The sequence below is a fragment of the Halomonas sp. KAO genome (assembly GCF_015595025.1).
In the GTDB taxonomy this organism is placed as follows: domain Bacteria; phylum Pseudomonadota; class Gammaproteobacteria; order Pseudomonadales; family Halomonadaceae; genus Halomonas.
Window position 1 is genome coordinate 1 of record NZ_JADNRL010000009.1, and the last position, 20,439, is coordinate 20,439.

Consider the following 20,439-nt stretch of genomic DNA (forward strand, 5'->3'; position numbering starts at 1 on the left):
CTCGACCATGCGGAGTGAGACGGGCATTCTTATGGGTGTTCATCCGGGCCTCCTGGAGCGGTTGGTTGGTTCGCATCTCCAGTCTTCCGGGTTGGTTCCGGATGAACAACCTATAGAGAGATCACAGCTACTTCATGGCCCAACACCTGTTCGACACGTTGAACCTGCCCCAGGAGAGGGTGCATCTGCCCGATGGCCTGGCAGAGGATAGGGAGGGCGCCTGCGGGGCTTACTCCGCCGCCATTCAGGCCCTGGGCGGATTGGATATGCAGCTGTTGGGCATCGGCTCCAACGGTCATATCGGCTTTAACGAGCCCTACACCCCTTTTTCCAGCCGCACCCATGTGATCGAGCTCTCCGAGCAGACGCGACGCGATAACGGGCGCTTCTTCGACAACCCGGACGAGGTGCCCACCCATGCACTGACCCTGGGTATTCAAGATATCCTGGAGGCCAAGGAGATCCTGCTGGTGGCGACGGGGCCGAACAAGGCGGAGATCATGGCGGAGTTGTTTCACAGCCCGATCGATGAAGCCCTGCCTGCCTCGGCGCTCAAGCAGCATGGTAAGGCGACCATCGTGCTGGATAGCGAAGCGGCGGCGCTGTTGCCTACCTCTCTTCTTGAAACCCAAGCACTGGCGGGTTGAAGTGAGCGTAGATCAGCTGACTACCTCCCCCTGGTTCGATGCCGAGTGGTATCGGGCGCAATACCCCGATGTGGCGCTCTCCGGCCTGACGGCGGAGATACACTACCTGCGTGTGGGGGAGGCACTGGGGCGGCGGCCTTGTCCGAGTTTCGATCCACGCTGGTATCTGGCCGAGTATCCGGATATCGCTCAGGCGGGTGTTAGCCCGCTGTTGCACTTTATCACTCACGGCGAGACGGAAGGGCGTTTGCCCTGTGGGCTGGAGGCCCAGCGCTGGGATTCGGCGCTATGGCGCCAAACGGAGCCGGTAGCGGCCTGCCTGCAGGCGCTGGAGGAGTTGCTGGGCGGTGCATCCCTACCCGAGGCCAGCTATGCGGGGTTTGCCCTGGGGCGCTGGCACGCCTGGCAGGGGGAGTGGGCCAGTGCGGCGGCCTGTCTGGCCCGCCGTCCCAGCGGCAAGGGCGTGTTACCTAGCCACCATGGCCCCGAGTTGCTGACGGTGGAGGCCTTCGGGCGTAGCGGGCAGTTGAGCCGTGCCTGGCAGGCTCTTGCCACCCTGCAGGAGCACGCCCCCGAATGGGCCGATACGCGACTGGCGGTGGCCAATCTGCTGGGGTGGCAGGCCGAAGCCTACCCCGAGGCTACGGCGGCTCAACGAGGCGAGTGGCAGCGACAGCGGCTGGCGTGGATCAATGGCGTATGGCAGCGACATGGCCTGGCGGAAGTCGAGCTCAAAGACCCGTCGGCTCCGCCCTCTTTGGATAACCTCACCCCTCATGCCTCACTCCTCACCCCTCACCAGCGCGAAGCGCGCTCACCCCTCATCACCGTCATCGTACCGGCCTTTAAGGCGGCCAGTACGCTGCCTACGGCGCTTGCCAGCCTGGCGGCCCAGCGTGGGGTGAGCCTAGAGGTGATCGTGGTGGACGATGCCTCGCCAGATAAGACGGCGGAGGTGGCCGAGGCCTTTGCTGCGGGCGATGATCGCTTTCGTGTATTGCGTCAGCCGCACAACCAGGGCGCCTATGCGGCGCGAAACCGGGGGCTGGCCGAGGCGCGGGGGGCGGTTATCACGGTGCATGACAGCGATGACTGGTCGCACCCCGACAAGCTCGCCACCCAGCTGGCGGGGCTTGAGGCCCATCCCGAGTGGATGGCGTGCTGTTCCCACTGGGTGCGCTGTACGCCCGAGCTGATCTTTGGCCGCTGGCGGATGGAGGAGGGCTGGACCTATCGCAACGTCTCCTCGCTGATGTTTCGGCGCGAGGTGTTCGAGGCCCTGGGCTACTGGGACCGGGTGCGGGTGGAGGCGGATACCGAATACTACTACCGCATTCGCGCGGCCTTTGGGGAGCAAGTCATCGGCGAGGTGCTGCCCGGCGTACCGCTCGCCTTCGGGCGCAGCGGGGCGGATTCACTGACCGCCGTGGGGGCCACCCACCTGATCACCCAGTTTGGCGGCGTGCGCGCCGACTACCGCGAGGCCAGCCAGGCCTGGCACCGTGCCGGGGCAGGGCAGCCGCAGCGGCTCTACCTGCCCGCTGAGCCTGGTGAGCGGCCCTTCGCCGTGCCGGAGGCGATGCGGCCTTGATACATTGCCGGTGATGGGTACCGATGTGGCCAAGCCCAGGAACCTGGCCAAGCGTGCGACAGAGAGGGAAAGATGAACATGGACACTGAGCAGGTACCGCTGGAAGCGCTGCTCTCGATCTATCGGCTCCCCGAGGATCTGCGTGGCGAGCTGACGTTTGCGGCGTTGGGTGATGAGGCGCGTCTGGATGTTGCCTCGCCCTTTTTCCAGGGCGAGGGGTATGAAGAACTCAAGAGAATCGGCCTGCGTGATGCTTTGCTGACTTGGCTGGATAAGCTGATGATTCAGCGGGCCGCTGAGGGGCAGCACCCCCACCGGGATGGCGTGCTGCGGCTGGGCGATGGCAGGGCCGTTGTGCAGTGGTTGCCGGAGGGCGCCGCCCAGGAGGCGGCCGACGCTCGCCGCGAGGGGGCGAACCTGCTTCCTTGGCTTCGCCGGGCACTGGAAGGGATCGAGGCGCGGGCAATAGACGACAAGAAGGCGCGTGCCGCTGATCCGGCCAACTGGCAGCGAGAGATCTGGCCAAGCCCCGAGAAGAATCGGGCCATCAAGGCGGTTCTGGCGGAGGAGGGGGAGCGCCTGGGCTTTCAGGTGTTGCCCTCGGGCCAGCGCGGCGAATGGCTCTACGATCTGATCTGGCGGCGGCTGGACGGAAACCGGAACGTGATTGGGATTCCCCTGGCGGTGGAGATCGAGGTTTCGGATAGCCGGCTGGGGGGCATACGCTACGACTTCAACAAGCTGCTCCAGGCCCAGGCGGATTACAAGCTGATGGTCTTCCAGGTGAAGACCCCGGATGAGGTCCAGCAGGCCTTCTAGCGTCTGGTGCAGTCGATCCGTGCCTTCCCCCACACCGATGACTGTCGCTACCTGCTGTGCGGCTGGAGCACGCAGCAGAATGCGTTTCACTATCAGGAGCACGCCGTAGACGTGGGGAGGTAGTGATCTTGCCCTTGAAGATGTCCATGACCACGGCGGCTTTGCGCTTCGCGGTCCATCGCTTGATGGGGTTGTCGTCGCTCATCCTGTCCTCCTGATGGCTGCACTATACCCTGTGCAGCTATGGAGGGGGTCACTTCACTCTAAGACTGGCCATCGCTGAAATGTCGGGTCATCGATAAATCAAGCACCTATGGGGTGAGAGGTGTGGGGCCGTTGATCAGCGCGGCCATATCGAATTGCCGGTGGGGCCGGTAGCGTTGTAGGAGCCGGATTTGTCCGGCGATGGGTTTTCTATTGAGCGAGGCAAGTCATGAAAAAGTCTAACAGGCCATTGTCGAGCACACCGCTATCGAGCGGGTCAGCGCTGCCTATATTGGTCTGGATGTGAATAAAGACAGTCTCTCCGTGACGGCCAGCAAATTGACCAATCAAATTGGTGTTTGTGTCGAAAAATCTACGTATCAATGGAGCTCGGTCTCAAAGTCTTCTTGGTGAGGATCTTGTGCCATTAGGCATTTATCCTGTTGAACTTTTACTCGCTTCTTGTGCTCATCTTCTGTTTCTCCAGGGTTTCTTACTGGGTTCTCTTGGCAGGCTATGTACAATGGCGACGGGTTTACGCCGGTTTTTTGACTCATTTCATGTGGTTGTGTAGCGCTTCGTCTGTTGATATTTAATTCCATGTCGCTATCTGCAGATATGGCTATGTTGTATGCCAAGGCAGTAGGCATGCTGACAAGTATTATGAATGAGAGCTTTCGCATGGTGAATCTCTGAAATCGATAATTTTTCTGGCTTCCCATGCCTCGGTTAATTTATCCGTATCGTTCTCGTTGGTATCCCCCTGGCTAACAATACCGACAACCTCGACAGCCAGGTTTTCAGTGCTTATAACGAAGTCAACAGCTTCGCTGTGTGCCTCATTCGGCATTATCTTGATGTTACTGAGGTTGAGCCTGTCTCCATATATCTCTGGCCATTGCACCCTGAATTTTCTTTTTCCGTAAAATCTCTCTACCTCTCCATGCAGAGGAAAAATTTTATTGATTTTGAAATACCCTAAGTTCAGGGGTACGGGAACGTTGCCAATGTTTCGTACTATGAACTCTACGCGTATGAATCTTGATCTATCGTTCAGGCAGTAGCTATCGGTTTTCTCTGTGTCGATAAATAGCATGGGGTCCTTGTCGCCTCGAATATAAAACCAAAGTCCAGCGGATGCGATGGCTATTATTGTGATAACGGCCAGAATCATGTCAATGTATAACTTTGAAATATGAGGTCTGTTACATATTTTCCTAATGCTGTTTTTGACAGCATGAGATTCGGGTGGTGTAAGATTCGAAGCCAAGATATGAACCTTCTTTTGTATGTTCTTCTGAATCAGGATAGTCCATCAGTCTCGCGATTGATTATGAAAAATTTAGTGCTTAACCCGAGGTGCTGTGTGATTGTTTGGCACGTTGATCTGATAGGATGATGCAACTGTATGATCTATAAAGGTCCAGGCTGTATTCCCACGGTCCGGTACGAGGGAGGGGAGATGTCAATCGCCGAGATGTCGGACCACCGATACATCGGGCTCCCACAACAAATCGGGCGATCGGCGCCGAGGCGTAAAATCGCCCGATAAATCGGGCTCCTACGGGGAGGGGTGTGTTGGGCCGTTGATCAACCCGGCCATATCGAATTGCCCGGTGGGGGTGGTGGCGTTCCAGTAGCCGCGGGTCTTCTTATGGGGCAGGGGAATGTGGATCTGGATCTCTCGGCGCACCCGATAGGCGGGCAGAACGGCAACCCGCTGCCCTGGGGTGTCTGGGTCGCCGTTGAGCAGGTGATGGGCTACGGCGCGGGTAAGTAGGCCGGGCCCGGTCTTGCTCCAGGTGGTTTCGCTGTCGCGGCTGAGTATCGCTTCAACCGCCAGCTCGGAGGCGAGGATAATGGCGGGGTGACCGGGCACGCAGGCGATTACATTATTGCCCAGAATATCGAAGGGTTCGCGGAAGCAGACCAGGTCGGCATCGCTGGGTAGCAGAGCTTCCAGACGGCCGGAGAGGCGGTCGTCGGCATCCACGTAGATGCCACCGTGGTGGCGCAGATAACAGAGCCGCAGCAGGTCGGCTGATTCGGCCACGTTGCTGGCCCGCTGAAAGGCCTGAGCGTAGACGGCACCGAAGGTATCGTGTAGCCAGGCACTGGCTTCAGCCTTGTTGAAGCGTTGGTAGTCAAAGCCGGGCACATCGTGCCAGCTGGTCATGATCTCTGTTACGGCTTCCGGTGGGGTGGGGGCATCCCAGTATTGAAAGATCCGGCGCGGTATCGGTGAGAAGCCGTCAAGCGCCGGCCTGTGCTGAACATGGCGACGAATCACCGGGCTGGCAGCATTGATATAGCGCATGGCCAGGGCGGCCTCATGATCGCCCGGGGGCAGGGCGCGGCGCTCCCGTCGAAGCAGCGAGAGGTCGGTCATCAGGTTGCCGATCACGCTGGGCGCCAGGTGGCCTGAGGCGAGGCGTTGGTGCTGGCCGCGGCGTTGGGCCTCTTGAATCAACTTGCTGGCGGCGGTTTCGTCCTCCTGCAGTATCAATACACGTAGATAGGTGTCCAGCAAGCCGTTGCTATGCAGCCGGTTGCGAACGTTATCTAGCGCGCTACGGGTGTCGTCAAGGCTGCCGGTTTCCAGCAGTATTTCCAGGCGCAGGCGTAGTGCTTGATGACGTTGGGCTGCCGGCAGGGGAGTGTCGAGTATCGCCAAGGCCGTTGAAGGGTAGCCAGCATCCATCGCCAGCCTGGCGTGTAGCACCGGGAGACCGGGGTCGCTTGGCCAACGACGGCGGCATAGGCGAAGGTAGCGTAGGCCCAGGCGGTAGTGTCTGGCGCTTCTGAGCAGATTGGCCAGCTCGCGTGCCTCGGGCAGGGAGCGCTGCTGCCTGGGAGTGTCGAGATGGAAGTCCAGCGCGGCCTGGGCACCCTCGGCGTGCTGAATAAATTGTGCCCTCAAGGCGGGCTGCTGGTGCGCGGGGATATGGCGCAGAAGCCGCTGGCCAAGTGCTTGTGCCTGGCTGATATCCAGGTGCGCCATGGCCTTGTTGAATAGCGCGCGGGCCACCGTCGGGTGTTTGGGGCCTTCGGCGAGAATGCTGCTCAGGGCCAGGTGGGCGATGTCGTGACGATCAAGGCGCTCGGCCAGCATGAATAGTGCCAGTTTGTCGCCCTCCCCGAGGCGTTCGGCTAGCGGCTGCACCAGCCCCAGCGTATCTTGGCAGGCCGTTGCCTGGGTGCTAGTGGAGGCCAGCTTGGCGGCATGTAGCAGCTCGGCCGCGTCGTTCAGTGTCAGTGCAGGCTTGGCCCGGGCTGCATCCAACAGGGCCGGCAGCGGCGAAGTATCGCCCCGCTCAACGGCGACATCCTGAAGCAATGTTAGCCGCTCCAGGCGCGCCTGACGGTGTTCGGGGTCAAGGGCCAGCAGGCGTTCGATGGTAGCCAGTGCGGCCTGTGTGCGCCCGTGGCTTTTATAGAAGCGGCTGGCGGTCAGCAGCACATTAGGGGTGTCGGCGTAGTGCTGGCGTAGCTGGCGCAGGGTATTCAGTGCCTGGCGAGTCTGGCCGCTCTCCTGTTGTAGCCTGAAGTGCAGTAGCAGCAGGCCGAGCTGCTCGGGTAAGGCGCTCAGGGCCTGGTCCAGAAGCTCCACTGCCTGCTCGGTCTCGCCGGCATTGGCCAGCAGCTGGGCATACTGCTGATGCAGCGAGGAGTTATTGCGGTGTGCATGGGCCGGATGCAACTGCACCGCTTCGCGGGCGCGTTCAAGCGCCAGCTCACGCTTGCCTTGCTGGTTCGTGGCCTGAATCCACAGGTGGCGGAGGATCGGCGAGGTGGCGCCATCGGCCAGGGCCTGCCCGGCGACGCGCTCGGCCAGGGCGGGGCTGCCCGCGGCCAGGGCGCTGCGCGCCTGTCTGATGGCCAGGGCCTGAGCCAGACTGCTGCGTAGCGCCAGCGCCTTCTGGTGCTCGGGCTCGCTGTTCAACATGTGCTGGGCTACTGCCAGCGCGGCCCGTGTACGGCCGTGACTCTGATAGAAGCGGGCAATACTCAGCAGCACGTTAATGTTATCGAACTGGAGCCGGCGTAGCTGGCGCAGGGCATCGAGCGCCTGGCCGAGGCGGCCCACTTTGGGCAACAGTTTGATCTGCAATAGCTGCAAGCCGATATCGTCGGGTTTGACGGCCAGGGCCTGCTCCAGCCAAGCCACTGCCTGCTCGGTCTCGCCGGAATTGTCCAGCAGCTGGGCATACTGCTGATGTAGCGAGGAGTTGCTGCGATGCGCATGGACCGGATGCAACTGCACCGCTTCGCGGGCGCGTTCAAGTGCCATCTCACGCTTGCCCTGTGCATTGGTGGCCTGAATCCACAGGCGGCGGAGGATGGGCGAGCTTGCGCCATCGGCCAGGGCCTGCTCGGCGAGGCGTTCGGCCAGGGCGGAGTCGCCTTCGGCCAGAACGCGGCGGACCCGCTTGACGGGTGGCTCCTTGGGAGCCTTGGCTTCGGGCTGGTGAGTATCGAGTGGAGAAATGGATGAGTCTGTTGGCATGCTGGCCCTATGCAAAAGAAAATGTCGTTAAATCAATGGTACTAATATACATCAAACAGGGTGGTACCTTGGGCATGAGCTTGCCCGATAAATCGGGCTCCTACGAGGTGGCTAGCGGTATCGACAACATAAAGGAACCCCGATGAATCGGGTGGCTACGAGATGGTCAGGTAGGGTGACGAGCGCCATCGATAACATGATGAATCACTGAGAAATAAGTCTCCTACGAGATGGGCGGGAGTTAGCCTCATTGCCAATATTAAGAATCATCGATGAATTGGACTTCTGTGGGAGCCTGGTGAGTCACTGGTGTTGTGCGAGCTGGATTTATCCTGCTATGGGTTAGCTGGGAACGCAATATGAACCAACAAAGGTAAGTGTATGCGCAAGTACTTTGGCACCGATGGCGTGCGCGGACGGGTAGGGGAGTTCCCCATGACGCCGGATTTCGCGATGAAGCTGGGCTGGGCTGCGGGTAAGGTTCTCGGCGCCGAGGGCAGCGGCGAGGTGGTGATCGGGAAGGACACTCGTGCCAGCGGCTATATGCTGGAGTCGGCGCTGGAAGCGGGGTTCTCGGCGGCAGGGGTCAATATCGCCTTGGTGGGACCGTTGCCGACTCCGGCCATCGCCTATCTGGCTACCACCTTCCGTGCGAGTGCCGGGGTGGTGATCAGCGCCTCACATAACCCCTTCTTTGATAATGGCATCAAGCTGTTTGCCGCCTCCGGCCGTAAGCTGACCGATGCTCAGGAGATAGAGATCGAAGGCTGGCTGGATAAGGCCCTGAACGACGGTATGACCTGTGAACCCTCGTATCGGCTGGGCAAGGTCAGGCGCATTGGCGATGCCGGCGGGCGATACGTTGAGTACTGCAAGTCGCACTTTCCCGGCCGCCAAAACCTCAGCGACCTGACCATTGTTATCGACAGTGCCAACGGTGCTGCGTATCGAGTCGGCCCGACGGTCTTTCGCGAGCTGGGGGCGGAGGTGATCAGCCTGCACGACCAGCCCAATGGCGTGAACATCAACCAGGAGTGCGGCGCCACGCACCTGGCAAGCCTGCAGGCGGCGGTGATCGACCACAAGGCTGATCTAGGTATTGCCGTGGACGGCGATGCCGATCGGCTAATGATGGTCGATCACACCGGAGCGGTCGTAGATGGGGATGAGCTGCTGTATATGATGGCGCAGATGGCTCGAGCCGAAGGCTATACTGGCGGGGTGGTGGGCACTCAGATGAGCAACCTTGGCCTTGAGCTGGCGCTGGGGGGACTGGGGATTCCATTCAAGCGCGCCAAGGTGGGTGACCGCTATGTGATGGAGCAGCTGAATGCCACCGGTTGGCGCATTGGCGGCGAAAGTTCGGGACACCTGCTTAGCCTGGATCACGCCGCCACCGGCGATGCGATCATCGCCTCTGTGCGCGTACTGACGGCGTTGCAGCAGCAGGGCGTGACACTGCATCGGGCCAAGCAGGGGATGCAGAAGCTCCCCCAGACGCTGATCAATGTGGCCTATAAGGCGAACGCAGGAGTGGACCCGCTCGAGGCGTCCGACGTCAAGGCGGCGGTAAGCCGTGCCGAAATCCAGCTAGGCGATGCCGGTCGGGTACTTCTGCGTAAGTCCGGCACCGAGCCACTGGTGCGCGTGATGGTGGAAGCTAAAGATGCCGAGCAGGCCAGCCGCTGCGCCGAAGAGATTGCCAGTGCGCTGTCGTAGGGTACGCGTTATCGTTAACTTAACTAGGCCCATGTTTCATGTACAAGATATTCGAAACGGTAGATGACGTATCTCGGTACACCGCACAGCGTCTGCTGGACAAGATCCTGGCCAAGCCCGCGGCAGTACTAGGCCTGGCGACGGGGGGCACCATGGAACCGGTGTATGCCCAGCTGGTGCAGATGCTGCAGCAGCAGCCAACAGACCTTTCCCGGCTTACCACCTTCAACCTGGATGAGTATATCGGTCTGACGGAATCGCATGTGCAGAGCTACCGCTACTATATGGACGAGCACCTGTTTGACAAGTTGAACCTGCCGCGGGAGAGGGTGCATCTTCCCGACGGCATGGCCGAGGATATCGACGGGGCGTGCCTGGCATATTCCGCAGCCATTCAAGCCGCGGGAGGGCTAGACCTGCAGCTGTTGGGCATCGGCTCCAACGGCCATATCGGTTTCAATGAGCCCTACACCCGCTTTTCCAGCCGCACCCACGTCATCGCACTTTCCGAGCAGACACGACGCGATAACGGACGTTTTTTCTCCGACCAGGATGAGGTGCCTATCCATGCACTGACCCTCGGTATCCAGGACATCCTCGAAGCCAAGGAGATCATGTTGGTGGCCACAGGACCCAACAAGGCAGAGGTTATGGCCGAGCTGCATCACAGCGGCGTGGATGAAGCCCTACCCGCCTCGGCATTGAAGCAGCACGACAACGTAACGATTGTTCTGGATAGAGAAGCGGCGGCTCTGCTGCCGTCTGCGGAGTGGCGGGCTGTTCAAACGGTGCAGCTGTTGGCTGGGTAACCGCTAATTGTGTAAACCCACCAGGTTGTTCACGGAAAGCCCCAGCCGGCTCACCGGAGGCTGATAATTCAGGCTGGCATGCGGTCGATGCCAGTTGTACTGATGGAGCCAGGCGAGTAGATGCTGGCCTCGCTCCTTCGAGCTCTTGTACGACCGGGCATAGGCCCATTCGCGCAGCGCGGCTTGAATGAATCGTTCTGCTTTGCCGTTGGTGCGGGGCGTATAGGGGCGAGTACGCTTGTGCTTCAGCCCCAGCCGCCGGCACAGGCGGTGAAACGCTCTGGATCGGTAGCAGGCGCCATTGTCGGTGAGCACCCGCGTGAAGCGAGTCCCCAGCCCTCGGTAATAGCGCATGGCCTCCAACAGCGCGTAACACGCGCTCCAGCCGGTTTCATCGGAGTAGCGACTGCCGAAGGCCACCCGCGAGTGATCGTCGATGGCGATGTGGACATACTCCCACCCTGCGCCACGCGTGGCCTGTTGGCGATCGCCGGTGACCCGATGGCCCGGGCGCTCGAAGCGGCCGAGCTTCTTGATATCCAGATGCAAGAGATCCCCGGGGGCGGCGTGCTCATAGCGATTATCGGGCCTTGGCGGCGTCAGCGCCGCCAGACGATTCAGCCCTTTGCGCTTCAGAATGCGCGCCACTGTGCTCTGGCCAACCCCCAGCGCCTGAGCAATCTGGCGATAGGCCTGGCGTCGCTGACGCCGCTCGACGATCTGCTCCACCGTCGTTGCGTCGGTCGCCAACGGGCTTCGGGCCGGGCGTGACCGTCGGTCCTGGAGCCCCTCCTGCCCTTCCTCTCGGAAACGACGCACCCACTTATAGACTGTTCTCACACTGACGCCTTGAGCTTGCGCAACCTCTCTGGGCCGTAACCCTTCATCGATGACGCGAGCGGCCAGCAGGGCTCGACCATGCGGAGTGAGACGGGCATTCTTATGGGTGTTCATCCGGGCCTCCTGGAGCGGTTGGTTGGTTCGCATCTCCAGTCTTCCGGGTTGGTTCCGGATGAACAACCTATAGAGAGGTCACAGCTAATCGCCGCTGTGTCGGACCATCGGTACATCGAGCTCCTACGCGGCGGGTGGTGCACCTGGCATTGGTGGTGTATCTGGCATTGGTGGTGCGCTTGGCATTGGTGGTGCGCTTGGCATTGATGGTGCACCTGGCATTGATGGTGCACCTGGCATTGTAGGAGCCGGATTTATCCGGCGATTGGGGGGCAGAGGGCTTCTGGTCGTCGATTGAGTCGCCGATGTGTCGGACAGCCGATACATCGTGTTCCAACACACAGGCAGATGGTATGCAGTCAGAGAAGGATCTCCTCGAACAGTCTCCCTGGTTCGATGCTGAGTGGTACATGGCTCAGTACCCTGATGTGGCGCTTTGCGGCCTGGTGCCGGCGGTGCACTACCTGCGCATTGGTGAGTGCTTGGGGCGTCGGCCGGGTCCGGAGTTCGACCCGGCGTGGTATCTAGCCGAGTATCCGGATGTAGCCAGGGCCGGCGTTAGCCCGCTGCTGCACTTTCTTCACCATGGCGAGACAGAAGGGCGGCAGCCCCGACGACTCGAGGCACCGTCGCTCGAGCATGAGCTCTGGCGCCAGCATGCCGGGGAGCCTGACCTGAGCCTTGACGCTTTGCACCAACTGTTGCATGTGGAGGGGCGCGAGGCGAGCTATGCCGCCTGGGCTCTGGCACGCTGGTACGCCTGGCGAGGGGCCTGGACCCGGGTGGCCGAGTTGCTGGCCGAGCGCGACCATGCCTTGGTGCGGAGTCTGCCTCATGGCCCGGCGTCGCGGCTTCTGGAGGTCGATGCGCATACGCGCCTGGGGCAGTTCCCCCAGGCTGAACGATGCCTGCAGGCTTTGGAGAGGGAGGCGCCTGAATATCATGACACGGCACTGGCGCGTTCCAATTTGCTAGCGGCGTGTGATGATGCGGTAGGCGAGCCGAAGCGGAGTGATGATGAGCGCCTGGCGTTGATCAATGACATATGGCGCCGCCATGGTCTGGCCGAGGTGAAAATAGCCCATAGTGATAAAGGCTTGGGCTTGGGCTTGGGCTTGGGCTTGGGCTTGGGCTTGGGCTTGGATAGCCTGGTAGTAAGCCAAATGGACCCCTGCGACGGTGGGGTGGGTAGACCATTACTGGGTAAATCGGGTTCCTACGAAGTAGGGGAAGGCCTGGTATCCGTTATCGTCCCCGCCTATAAAGCCGCCACCACGCTGCCCACGGCGCTGGCTAGCTTGGCGGCCCACCACGGAGTGAATCTGGAGGTGATCGTGGTGGACGATGCCTCGCCGGATGAGACCGTCAAGGTGGCCGAAGACTTCGCGGCGGGCGATGCGCGCTTCCGGGTGCTTCGCCAGCCATACAATCAGGGGGCCTATGCGGCGCGTAACCGGGGGCTCTCCGAGGCGAGAGGTGAGCTCATCACCGTGCACGACAGTGATGACTGGTCGCACCCCGAGAAGTTGGCAGTTCAGGTACAGGGGCTGAGGTTGAACCCTGAGTGGATGGCGTGTAACTCGCACTGGGTGCGCTGCTCACCGGCATTGGTGTTTGGTCACTGGCGGCTGGAGCAAGGCTGGATTTATCGCAATACGTCATCGCTGATGTTTCGTCGTGAGGTATTGGAGACTCTGGGTTACTGGGATCGCGTACGGGTGGATGCTGATACTGAGTACTACCACCGAATTCGCGCTGCCTACGGGGGAAAGGCACTAGGTGAAGTGTTGCCTGGAGTGCCGCTCGCCTTTGGTAGGGCAGCAGAGAGTTCGCTTACCGCGGTGGGGGAGACACATCTGGCCACCCAGTTTGCCGGCCTGCGCCATGACTATCAGCAGGCGGCGCGTGCCTGGCATCGGCGTGCCGGGAGCGATACTCGCCAGCTTTATCTTTCTGCGCACCCCGAGAAGCGTCCCTTCATGAGTCCGACGGCCATGCTGCCTTGAACGGCCTTTTTGCGTACCATTCGGTTTTATTTGACTGACTTTCCGATTTCCAACGACGTCCGAGCGGGAACATCACGTGAATCATCACCCCCAAGAAATTGTCCAGCACAGCCATCATGATGTGACGACACCGACCCCTATCGGCCACCTGGCACAGGGCTCGATGTTCTGGCAACCCGATTACCTGCAGCCTTCGGCCTGGCTGGAGCATCTACCGGCGCTGTTCTGGTTGGTGGAAGCGGTAAAGCCGAGCCAGTGCCTCACACTGGGGGTGCACCAGGGGGCGGCGCACTTTGCGGTATGTCAGGCGGTGAGCAGACTGCGCCTGGATGCGCGCTGTTACGGCGTGCAGCCCCGTGATGCACTGGAGGGCGAAGCGGCTCAGCATTACCAGGCAGTGCAGGATTACCACGCGCGTAACTACAGTGGTGTTTCTCGATTGATGGACACCTCCCCACAGGCGGCACTGGGGCAGTTCGCGAAGGGCAGCATCGACCTGCTGGTATTTAATCTTCCACCCGAGACGGCCAATGCTCATTCGCTGGTGGATATGGCGCTGTCGCGGTTGTCCAACCGTGGTGTGCTGGTATTGCCGCATATTGAGCGTCGTGAGCCGGGCATGCGTCTGCATGAGGTCTACGAGGTGCTGGCTCAGCGCTATCCCTCGTTCGCCTTTGTACATGGCGACGGTATGGGCGTGGTGGCGGTAGGGCAAGCGCCTGGACATACACTGACTACGCTGCTGAATGCCACGAAGAGCCCTGAGTCACGCCAGGTGTTGCGCGATGTGTTTCAGCGTCTCGGGCGCAGCTGTGCCGATGGGGTAGAGAGCCAGCAGGCCCGCCTGCGTGCCGAGCGGTTGAGTCGGGATCTCGAACAGCGTGTCCATGAGTTGGAGGAGCTCCAGGTATTGCAAGCACGCTATGCCGATGAGCTGCAAGAATCCCGCCAGCGGCTGGCCGAGCAGGGCCAGAGTCACGCCCGTGAGCAGGGACAGCTGGAAGCTCGGGTGAGCCTGCTGCAGGAGTTGCGCAACGAGCTGCAAGAAGAGCTGCGTGAGCTACGCTCCCAAGGCACCGGCGCTGTGGCGGATGATCCCCGGGCGGCGGAAGACACTAGTATATGGCAGCAACGCCTGGCTGCAATGGAGGCTGAGCGGGATGAGGCCAAGGCCTCGTTGGAGACACGCTTCCAGGAGCTGGCTCAGCTGACACGCATGTTGGAGGAGCAGCGTAGTCAGGTCGAGCAAGTTCAGCGTGAGCGCGATGAAGCCAAGGCAGAGGCTAGGCAGGCGCGCCAAGATCTGGTCGAAGCACAACAGTCCCGTGAGCTCGCTGAGGCGAAGTTGAGCGAGTTACAGGGCGAACTCGAGCAGGCCAGGAGCGTTAGCGCCGAACAGGAAGAGGTGTCCGAGCTACGCGAGGCACTGGCCTTGGCTCAAGCCAATATTCAGGAGCGTTTCTCCGAGCTGGCCCTTCTCACCCAGATGCTGGAAGAGAGTGAACAGATAAGCAGCGAGCAGGTCGTGAGATTGGCCGGCAGCGGTGTTGAGCATGAGGTTGAGGATGCTCACCCTGATCTGGAGGAGCAGGAGCAGGAGCAGGAGCAGGAGCAGGAGCAGGAGCAGGAGCAGGAGCAGTACGAACCTGAAAGCGGCGATCTGGATGGGGTGGCTGTTACGACAGCGCTTGTGGATGAGCAGCCACCTGCAGGCTTTCTGCCCGGTGGGATCTATAGGAATGACCCAAAGCGCTTGGAGCAGGATATCGCGCTGCTTGAGCAGAGTGAGATGTTCGATGCCGCCTGGTATCTCGAACGCTATCCCGATATCGCCGAGCACCATCGCTTTGGCAAGGAACCCGCGGCCCACTATCTACTGCATGGCGGCTATGAGGGGCGCAATCCGGGGCCGGAGTTTGATTCGGAGTTCTATCTGCAGCGCTATAGCGATGTGCGTGATATGGGTATCAACCCGTTGGTGCACTATCTATGCTATGGGCACCAAGAACAGCGACTGGTGCGTGAAGAGTGATGTTGTCGGCTCTCCTGCAGCAGCGCCTTGTTGCTCTGGGGTGGTTCGATGCTGAGTGGTATTCTCGGCAATATCCCGATGTGGCCGCCAGTGGGTTGGTCCCCTGGGAGCATTTTATCCGTTATGGCGCCCAGTTGGGGCGCCGGCCAGGGCCTCGTTTTGACCCTCAAGGTTATCTAGCAGCTAACCCCGATCTCCGGGGGGCCGCGGTAGTAGCGCTGATTCACTACCTTCAGCATGGCCAGGCGGAGGGACGCTCGCTAGAGCCGGTGGCGCCACGCCGAGAAGATGAGGGGAAGGCCGAGGAACAGCTCGAGAGCGAGCGCGCCTGGCTAGCGGCAAGCGAGCTGTTCGATGATGAGTGGTATCTGGCGGAATATCCGGATATTGCCCGCGTCGGGCTGGACCCTCGGCGCCACTATCTTCTGCATGGGGCAGCCGAGGGCCGTGACCCAGGGCCCTGGTTCGATACGCGTCACTATTTGAGCCAGCTGCCGTTGGAGCAGGCGCCGCTGCCTGAAGGCAAGGCCCCCTTGCTGCACTATCTTACTGTGGGTAAGGCATCAGGACTCAAACCCTGGACCCAGCCGTCAAAGCTTCCCTCCTGGTATCAGCACGGCGCACCGTCCGATGACGGTGTGCTGCGGGCCCTCTATGTGCTTTCGGTGCGCACCGGCGGCACACCTCAGACCAATGAAGACCTGATGCACGCGCTGCAGGGTGAAGCGGAGTGCCTGGTGCTGCGTTGCCGTGGCCCGGTCATGCTATTGATGCTGTATTGTGAGGGGCGCTATCTACCACTGACACGCCATGTGCTGGCCGAGGTGCCAGAACCGCTGCCGCATCGTAGCGCGGAGTACGATCGGGTCGTGGCTGTGTGGTTGAAGCACTATCGTGTCAGCCTGGTGCATATCCGCCATATCGCCTGGCATGGGCTAGGGCTTCTGGAGGTGGCCAAGCGTATAGGTATTCCAACGGTATTCTCCTTTCATGACTACTATGCCCTATGCCCTTCGGTAAAGCTGCTGGACGAACAGCAGCGCTTCTGTGGCGGGCGATGCACGACTTCCGCGGGGGAGTGTAGCCAGGAGCTCTGGTCCGCTGATCAGGTTCCGCCGCTCAAGCATCGCGCTATCCATGAGTGGCAACGCGTGTTCGCCGACGTGCTACCGCTGGCCGACGCCTTGATTACTACCTCACTGAGGGCGCGCGAGATCATTACCGGCATCTACCCACAGCTGGACGATGCCCGCTTTCGTGTGATTCCCCATGGGCGTGACTTCGGCCGAATGCATGAACTGGCCGAACCGCCGGTGCCTGAGGAACCGCTGAGAGTGGTGCTCCCGGGCTTTATTTCGTTGGCCAAAGGCGGAGCATTGTTGCAGGGGCTGGCGACTCGGGCACGGGCCTTGAACCTTGAGCTACATGTGGTGGGTAGTGTAGATCGTGTCTTTGCTATGCCCGCCGGTGTAATTGTGCATGGTCGCTATCAGCGCGAACGCCTGCCCGAATTATTGGCAACAATTCGCCCCCATGTAGGCGCGGTGCTTTCTATCTGGCCCGAGACCCACTGCCACACCCTCACCGAGCTTTGGGCCTGCGGTATTCCGGTGGTAGGCATCGATCTAGGCGCGGTGGGCGAGCGCTTGGCTGAAAGTGGCGCCGGCTGGCGAGTGGCAGAGCGGACATTGCTAGCGGTATGTCAGACTCTTGAACAGGCCGCAGACCCGGAGGAGTGGCACGCCGCCCACGCCGCGGTAAAGCGCTGGCAAGTCGGCGTTGGTCAGCAAGAGACCTGCGCCTGGATGGCAGAGCGCTACCTGGCAGTTTACCGGGAGGTTTGCCAGGCCGGATCGAAAACCGTAGGAGCGCCATAAGACGTTGTAGGGCAGGCACAGAAGAATACTGTTAGGCAATTGATAAGAGATAAGGGAGCATATGACAAGGCCGACCACTGAGACACAGGTTATTGACATTCAGCGTCAGCTGAATGAGGCAGAAATGGTGCTGGAGACGACTCTTGAGGCCCTGACGCGGGCCAGCCGCGAACTTGAAGAGCAGCGTGCTCGGCGCGATGCCCTGCGTCTACAGCTGCAGGAACTTGAGTCACAATCGGTACAGGCCGGTGAGGTTGTTGGGGCTAATGATAAGAAAGAGCAGGCGGAGCAAGAGATCGGAAAGGAGCAGGCTGGAGGTGGTCCAGCTCTTGCCAGTGGGGTGGCGACGGGTGCGGTGCAGGAAATAACACATGAGCAGCGCCTGTCACAGCTGAATCACCGCAAGTTGCTGCAAGAGTCCGAGCTGTTCGATGCCGGCTGGTATCTGGCGACCTATCCGGATGTGAAGCAGGTCAAGAAGTATTCCCTGTCACCTCATGAGCACTATCTGATGTACGGTGGGTTCGAGGGCCGTAACCCGGGGCCGACATTCGATTCTGCCTTCTATCTGGCGCAGTACCCGGATGTTGCGGCCAGTCAGACCAATCCGCTGGTGCATTATCTATTGTACGGCCATAAGGAAGGTCGGCAGATTGCTCGGGGGCAGAGCAGAGCTTGAAACGGAGTTACCCAAGGTGGGGCCAGTCGATCCGGGGAGAGAGTGGTTGTACGAACAAACGCGCAATCTTAACCGGAGGAGCGTCACTCTCACCGTAATCGACGAAGTGAAGCTTACAAGCCCAGGCAGATGCCTGGGCTTGTGCGTATATGGACGACGTATCGCGATGGCTGCAGTGGTTTGCCGTTAGTGTCTTCGATCTCCTCTTGAACTTTCTTGAATTTTTTGATCCTGGAGATGGTCGTTTTGATGCCCCGAATGGCTGGGGTACTATGCACGCCCATATCTTCTTATGCCGAAGCTCATCGAGGTTTTGGTCGGCGGTAGCGTGTCGGTTCGCCACTCACGATTGACGACGCCCAGCTCCCGGCTCAGGCCGGGTTTAGGTGCTTTCAGCTTTCAGGAGCGAAGCGACGCTCGTCAAGCTTTGGATCTCCACTCATCCTTTTACGGCTTTTCCTCCATGTCCAAGATCTTTCTGATCACCGGCGGCGCCGGCTTTATCGGCTCTGCCGTGGTGCGCGAGCTTATCGCCAATACCGGCCATCGCGTGGTCAACGTCGACAAGCTGACCTACGCCGGAAATCTGGAGTCGTTGGCCAGCGTGGCCGATAGCCCTCGCTACACCTTCATTCAGGCCGACATCTGCGACGCCCCGGCCATGCAGCGCGCCTTCGCCGAGCACCAGCCCGATGTGGTGATGCACCTGGCCGCCGAGAGCCATGTAGACCGCTCCATTGACGGCCCCGCCGAGTTTATCCAGACCAATGTGGTCGGCACTTCGGTACTGCTGGAGGCCGCCCGCAATTACTGGAGGGAGCTGCAGGAGAGCGATCCGGCCAAGGCCGAGGATTTTCGCTTTCACCATATCTCGACGGATGAGGTCTACGGCGACCTGGAAGGCACCGACGATTTGTTTGTCGAGACCACGCCTTATGCCCCCAGCTCACCGTACTCCGCCAGCAAGGCCAGTTCGGATCACCTGGTGCGCGCCTGGCAGCGCACCTTCGGCCTGCCCACCTTGATCACCAACTGCTCCAACAACTATGGGCCCTATCACTTCCCCGAGAAACTGATTCCGCTGATGATCCTCAACGCCCTGGCCGGCAAGCCGCTGCCGGTGTATGGCGACGGCCAACAGATCCGCGACTGGCTCTATGTCGACGACCACGCCCGTGCATTGATCAAGGTGGCCACCGAAGGCGAGGTAGGCGAGACCTACAATATCGGCGGCCACAACGAGAAGACCAATCTCGAGGTGGTGGAGACGATCTGTGACCTGTTGCAGGAGATGGTGCCGCTCCGAACCCCATCGCCGATATGTCGGACCACGGACAAACCCGGCTCCTACAATGGCACCGATGGTGCCGATGGCACCGATGGTGCCGATGGTGCCGAGGGGGGCTGTGGTGTTGTAGGAGCCGAATTTATTGGGCGATCGGCGGAGTCTGTAGGCGTTGATCATTACCGAGACTTGATTACCTTCGTCACCGACCGCCCCGGCCATGATCTGCGCTACGCCATCGACGCCGGCAAGATCGAACGCGAGCTGGGTTGGGTGCCCGAGGAGACCTTCGAGACCGGCCTGCGCAAGACCGTGGAGTGGTATCTGGCCAACGAGAGCTGGTGGCAGCGCGTACTGGACGGCAGCTATCAAGGTGAGCGGCTGGGGGCCGGGGTATGAAGATTCTGATAACAGGTGGCAATGGCCAGGTCGGCTTCGAGCTCAAGCGTCAGCTCTGCCTGCTGGGCGAAGTCTACGCACCTGATCGTGCCGAGCTGGACCTAGCCGATGCGGCGGCCGTTGATCAGTGGCTGGAAGAACACCAACCTGGGCTGATCGTCAACGCCGCGGCCTACACCGCAGTAGACAAGGCCGAGGAGGAGCCCGAGCTGGCTCGCCGGCTCAACGCCGAACTGCCGGCCCAGTTGGCTGAGTACAGCACCGCGCGTGGCCAGTGGCTGGTGCACTACTCCAGCGACTATGTCTATCCCGGCGATGGTGAGGCATTCTGGCAGGAGGAGAGTGCCACCGGTCCGCTGAGCGTATATGGCCAGACCAAGCTCGAAGGCGACCAGGCAGTGCAGGCCAGTGGGTGTCACCATCTGATCTTCCGCACCAGCTGGGTCTACGGCGCCCGGGGCAACAACTTTATGAAGACGATGCTGCGCCTGGGCCGCGAGCGCGATGCTTTGAAGGTAGTCAGCGACCAAATCGGCGTGCCTACTCCAGCGCGGTTGATTGCCCAGGTCACTGTCCTGGCGATTATGGATGGCATCGCCCGACAGAGTCGGGCTCCTACACTGCCCAGCGGCATCTATCATCTCGCACCGCGCGGCGAGACCAGCTGGCACGGCTTTGCCTGCGAGATCTTCCGCCTGGCCGCGGAGAGGGGCGAGATCCTAGCCATCACGCCGGACAACGTCGCGCGGATTCCCACCGCGGAATACCCGACCCCGGCCCAGCGGCCGCTTAACTCGCGCCTCTCGCTTGATAAGCTGGAGAAGGCCTTGGGCATCCAGCTGCCTGGCTGGCAGGAGCAGCTGGCGCTGACAGTGGAAGAGTATCTCTCCCTGTAGGAACGCGATTTATCG

14 protein-coding genes are annotated in these 20,439 nt (G+C 60.7%); 11 read left to right on the top strand and 3 right to left on the bottom strand.

Going from position 1 to position 20,439, the window contains the following annotated elements; genetic code table 11:
* The first annotated feature begins 134 nt into the window (after nt 1–134).
* From IOC61_RS03180 to IOC61_RS03190, 3 genes are all read left to right on the top strand, one after another.
* On the top strand, nt 135–647 hold the full coding sequence (locus IOC61_RS03180) for a glucosamine-6-phosphate deaminase (protein ID WP_229332894.1): 513 nt from the start codon (nt 135–137) through the stop codon (nt 645–647).
* 1 nt (nt 648) lies between these two features.
* Nucleotides 649–2,238: a glycosyltransferase family A protein gene (locus IOC61_RS03185; protein WP_324254676.1), complete on the top strand. Its 1,590-nt coding sequence runs from the start codon at nt 649–651 to the stop codon at nt 2,236–2,238.
* Between the two features lie 72 nt (nt 2,239–2,310).
* Entirely contained in the window at nt 2,311–3,057 is a 747-nt protein-coding gene (locus tag IOC61_RS03190; RefSeq protein WP_195687429.1) for a hypothetical protein, read from the top strand.
* An 865-nt stretch (nt 3,058–3,922) separates the two neighbouring features.
* Here IOC61_RS03190 and IOC61_RS03195 read toward each other — a convergent pair.
* Nucleotides 3,923–4,435, bottom strand: a complete 513-nt coding sequence (locus IOC61_RS03195) for a hypothetical protein (protein ID WP_195687430.1) — start codon at nt 4,433–4,435, stop codon at nt 3,923–3,925.
* Between the two features lie 387 nt (nt 4,436–4,822).
* Nucleotides 4,823–7,768 (bottom strand): tetratricopeptide repeat protein, encoded by a 2,946-nt coding sequence (locus tag IOC61_RS03200; protein WP_195687431.1) that lies wholly within the window; start codon nt 7,766–7,768, stop codon nt 4,823–4,825.
* A gap of 381 nt (nt 7,769–8,149) precedes the next feature.
* Here IOC61_RS03200 and glmM point away from each other — a divergent pair, with 381 nt between their 5' ends.
* Both glmM and nagB read left to right on the top strand, forming a co-directional pair.
* On the top strand, nt 8,150–9,487 hold the full coding sequence (glmM, locus tag IOC61_RS03205; RefSeq protein WP_195687432.1) for a phosphoglucosamine mutase: 1,338 nt from the start codon (nt 8,150–8,152) through the stop codon (nt 9,485–9,487).
* Between the two features lie 38 nt (nt 9,488–9,525).
* Nucleotides 9,526–10,296, top strand: coding sequence for a glucosamine-6-phosphate deaminase (gene nagB, locus IOC61_RS03210; protein WP_195687433.1), 771 nt, complete (start codon nt 9,526–9,528; stop codon nt 10,294–10,296).
* A 3-nt stretch (nt 10,297–10,299) separates the two neighbouring features.
* Here the strand turns inward: nagB and IOC61_RS03215 are convergent, their stop codons facing one another.
* Complete coding sequence (locus IOC61_RS03215; RefSeq protein WP_195687434.1) at nt 10,300–11,250, bottom strand: IS481 family transposase; 951 nt, start codon at nt 11,248–11,250, stop codon at nt 10,300–10,302.
* Nucleotides 11,251–11,555: 305 nt separating this feature from the next.
* Between IOC61_RS03215 and IOC61_RS03220 the strand changes: the two genes are divergently transcribed.
* The 6 genes from IOC61_RS03220 to rfbD all read left to right on the top strand — a co-directional run bounded on the left by IOC61_RS03220 (nt 11,556) and on the right by rfbD (nt 20,424).
* Nucleotides 11,556–13,256 (top strand): glycosyltransferase family A protein, encoded by a 1,701-nt coding sequence (locus IOC61_RS03220; protein ID WP_229332895.1) that lies wholly within the window; start codon nt 11,556–11,558, stop codon nt 13,254–13,256.
* 76 nt (nt 13,257–13,332) lie between these two features.
* The gene (locus IOC61_RS03225; RefSeq protein WP_195687435.1) at nt 13,333–15,288 is read left to right on the top strand and encodes a class I SAM-dependent methyltransferase; all 1,956 of its coding nucleotides are present in this window, start codon (nt 13,333–13,335) and stop codon (nt 15,286–15,288) included.
* Complete coding sequence (locus tag IOC61_RS03230; RefSeq protein ID WP_195687436.1) at nt 15,288–17,165, top strand: glycosyltransferase; 1,878 nt, start codon at nt 15,288–15,290, stop codon at nt 17,163–17,165. The genes IOC61_RS03225 and IOC61_RS03230 overlap by 1 nt, the downstream gene beginning before the upstream one ends.
* 61 nt (nt 17,166–17,226) lie before the next feature.
* Nucleotides 17,227–17,844, top strand: a complete 618-nt coding sequence (locus IOC61_RS03235) for a hypothetical protein (protein ID WP_195687437.1) — start codon at nt 17,227–17,229, stop codon at nt 17,842–17,844.
* A gap of 463 nt (nt 17,845–18,307) precedes the next feature.
* Nucleotides 18,308–19,528 (top strand): dTDP-glucose 4,6-dehydratase, encoded by a 1,221-nt coding sequence (rfbB, locus tag IOC61_RS03240; protein WP_195687438.1) that lies wholly within the window; start codon nt 18,308–18,310, stop codon nt 19,526–19,528.
* Nucleotides 19,525–20,424, top strand: coding sequence for a dTDP-4-dehydrorhamnose reductase (gene rfbD, locus IOC61_RS03245; protein ID WP_195687439.1), 900 nt, complete (start codon nt 19,525–19,527; stop codon nt 20,422–20,424). The genes rfbB and rfbD overlap by 4 nt, the downstream gene beginning before the upstream one ends.
* Nucleotides 20,425–20,439 lie beyond the last annotated feature (15 nt).

Bases quoted from the DNA above. Each gene is read 5' to 3' on its own strand.
- nagB (WP_195687433.1), top strand. From the start codon at position 9,526: ATGTACAAGATATTCGAAACGGTAGATGACGTATCTCGGTACACCGCA.
- IOC61_RS03235 (WP_195687437.1), top strand. From the start codon at position 17,227: ATGACAAGGCCGACCACTGAGACACAGGTTATTGACATTCAGCGTCAG.
- glmM (WP_195687432.1), top strand. From the start codon at position 8,150: ATGCGCAAGTACTTTGGCACCGATGGCGTGCGCGGACGGGTAGGGGAG.
- IOC61_RS03220 (WP_229332895.1), top strand. From the start codon at position 11,556: ATGTGTCGGACAGCCGATACATCGTGTTCCAACACACAGGCAGATGGT.
- IOC61_RS03215 (WP_195687434.1), bottom strand. From the start codon at position 11,250: ATGAACACCCATAAGAATGCCCGTCTCACTCCGCATGGTCGAGCCCTG.
- IOC61_RS03200 (WP_195687431.1), bottom strand. From the start codon at position 7,768: ATGCCAACAGACTCATCCATTTCTCCACTCGATACTCACCAGCCCGAA.
- IOC61_RS03180 (WP_229332894.1), top strand. From the start codon at position 135: ATGGCCCAACACCTGTTCGACACGTTGAACCTGCCCCAGGAGAGGGTG.
- IOC61_RS03195 (WP_195687430.1), bottom strand. From the start codon at position 4,435: ATGATTCTGGCCGTTATCACAATAATAGCCATCGCATCCGCTGGACTT.
- IOC61_RS03190 (WP_195687429.1), top strand. From the start codon at position 2,311: ATGAACATGGACACTGAGCAGGTACCGCTGGAAGCGCTGCTCTCGATC.
- rfbD (WP_195687439.1), top strand. From the start codon at position 19,525: ATGAAGATTCTGATAACAGGTGGCAATGGCCAGGTCGGCTTCGAGCTC.
- rfbB (WP_195687438.1), top strand. From the start codon at position 18,308: ATGTCCAAGATCTTTCTGATCACCGGCGGCGCCGGCTTTATCGGCTCT.
- IOC61_RS03230 (WP_195687436.1), top strand. From the start codon at position 15,288: ATGTTGTCGGCTCTCCTGCAGCAGCGCCTTGTTGCTCTGGGGTGGTTC.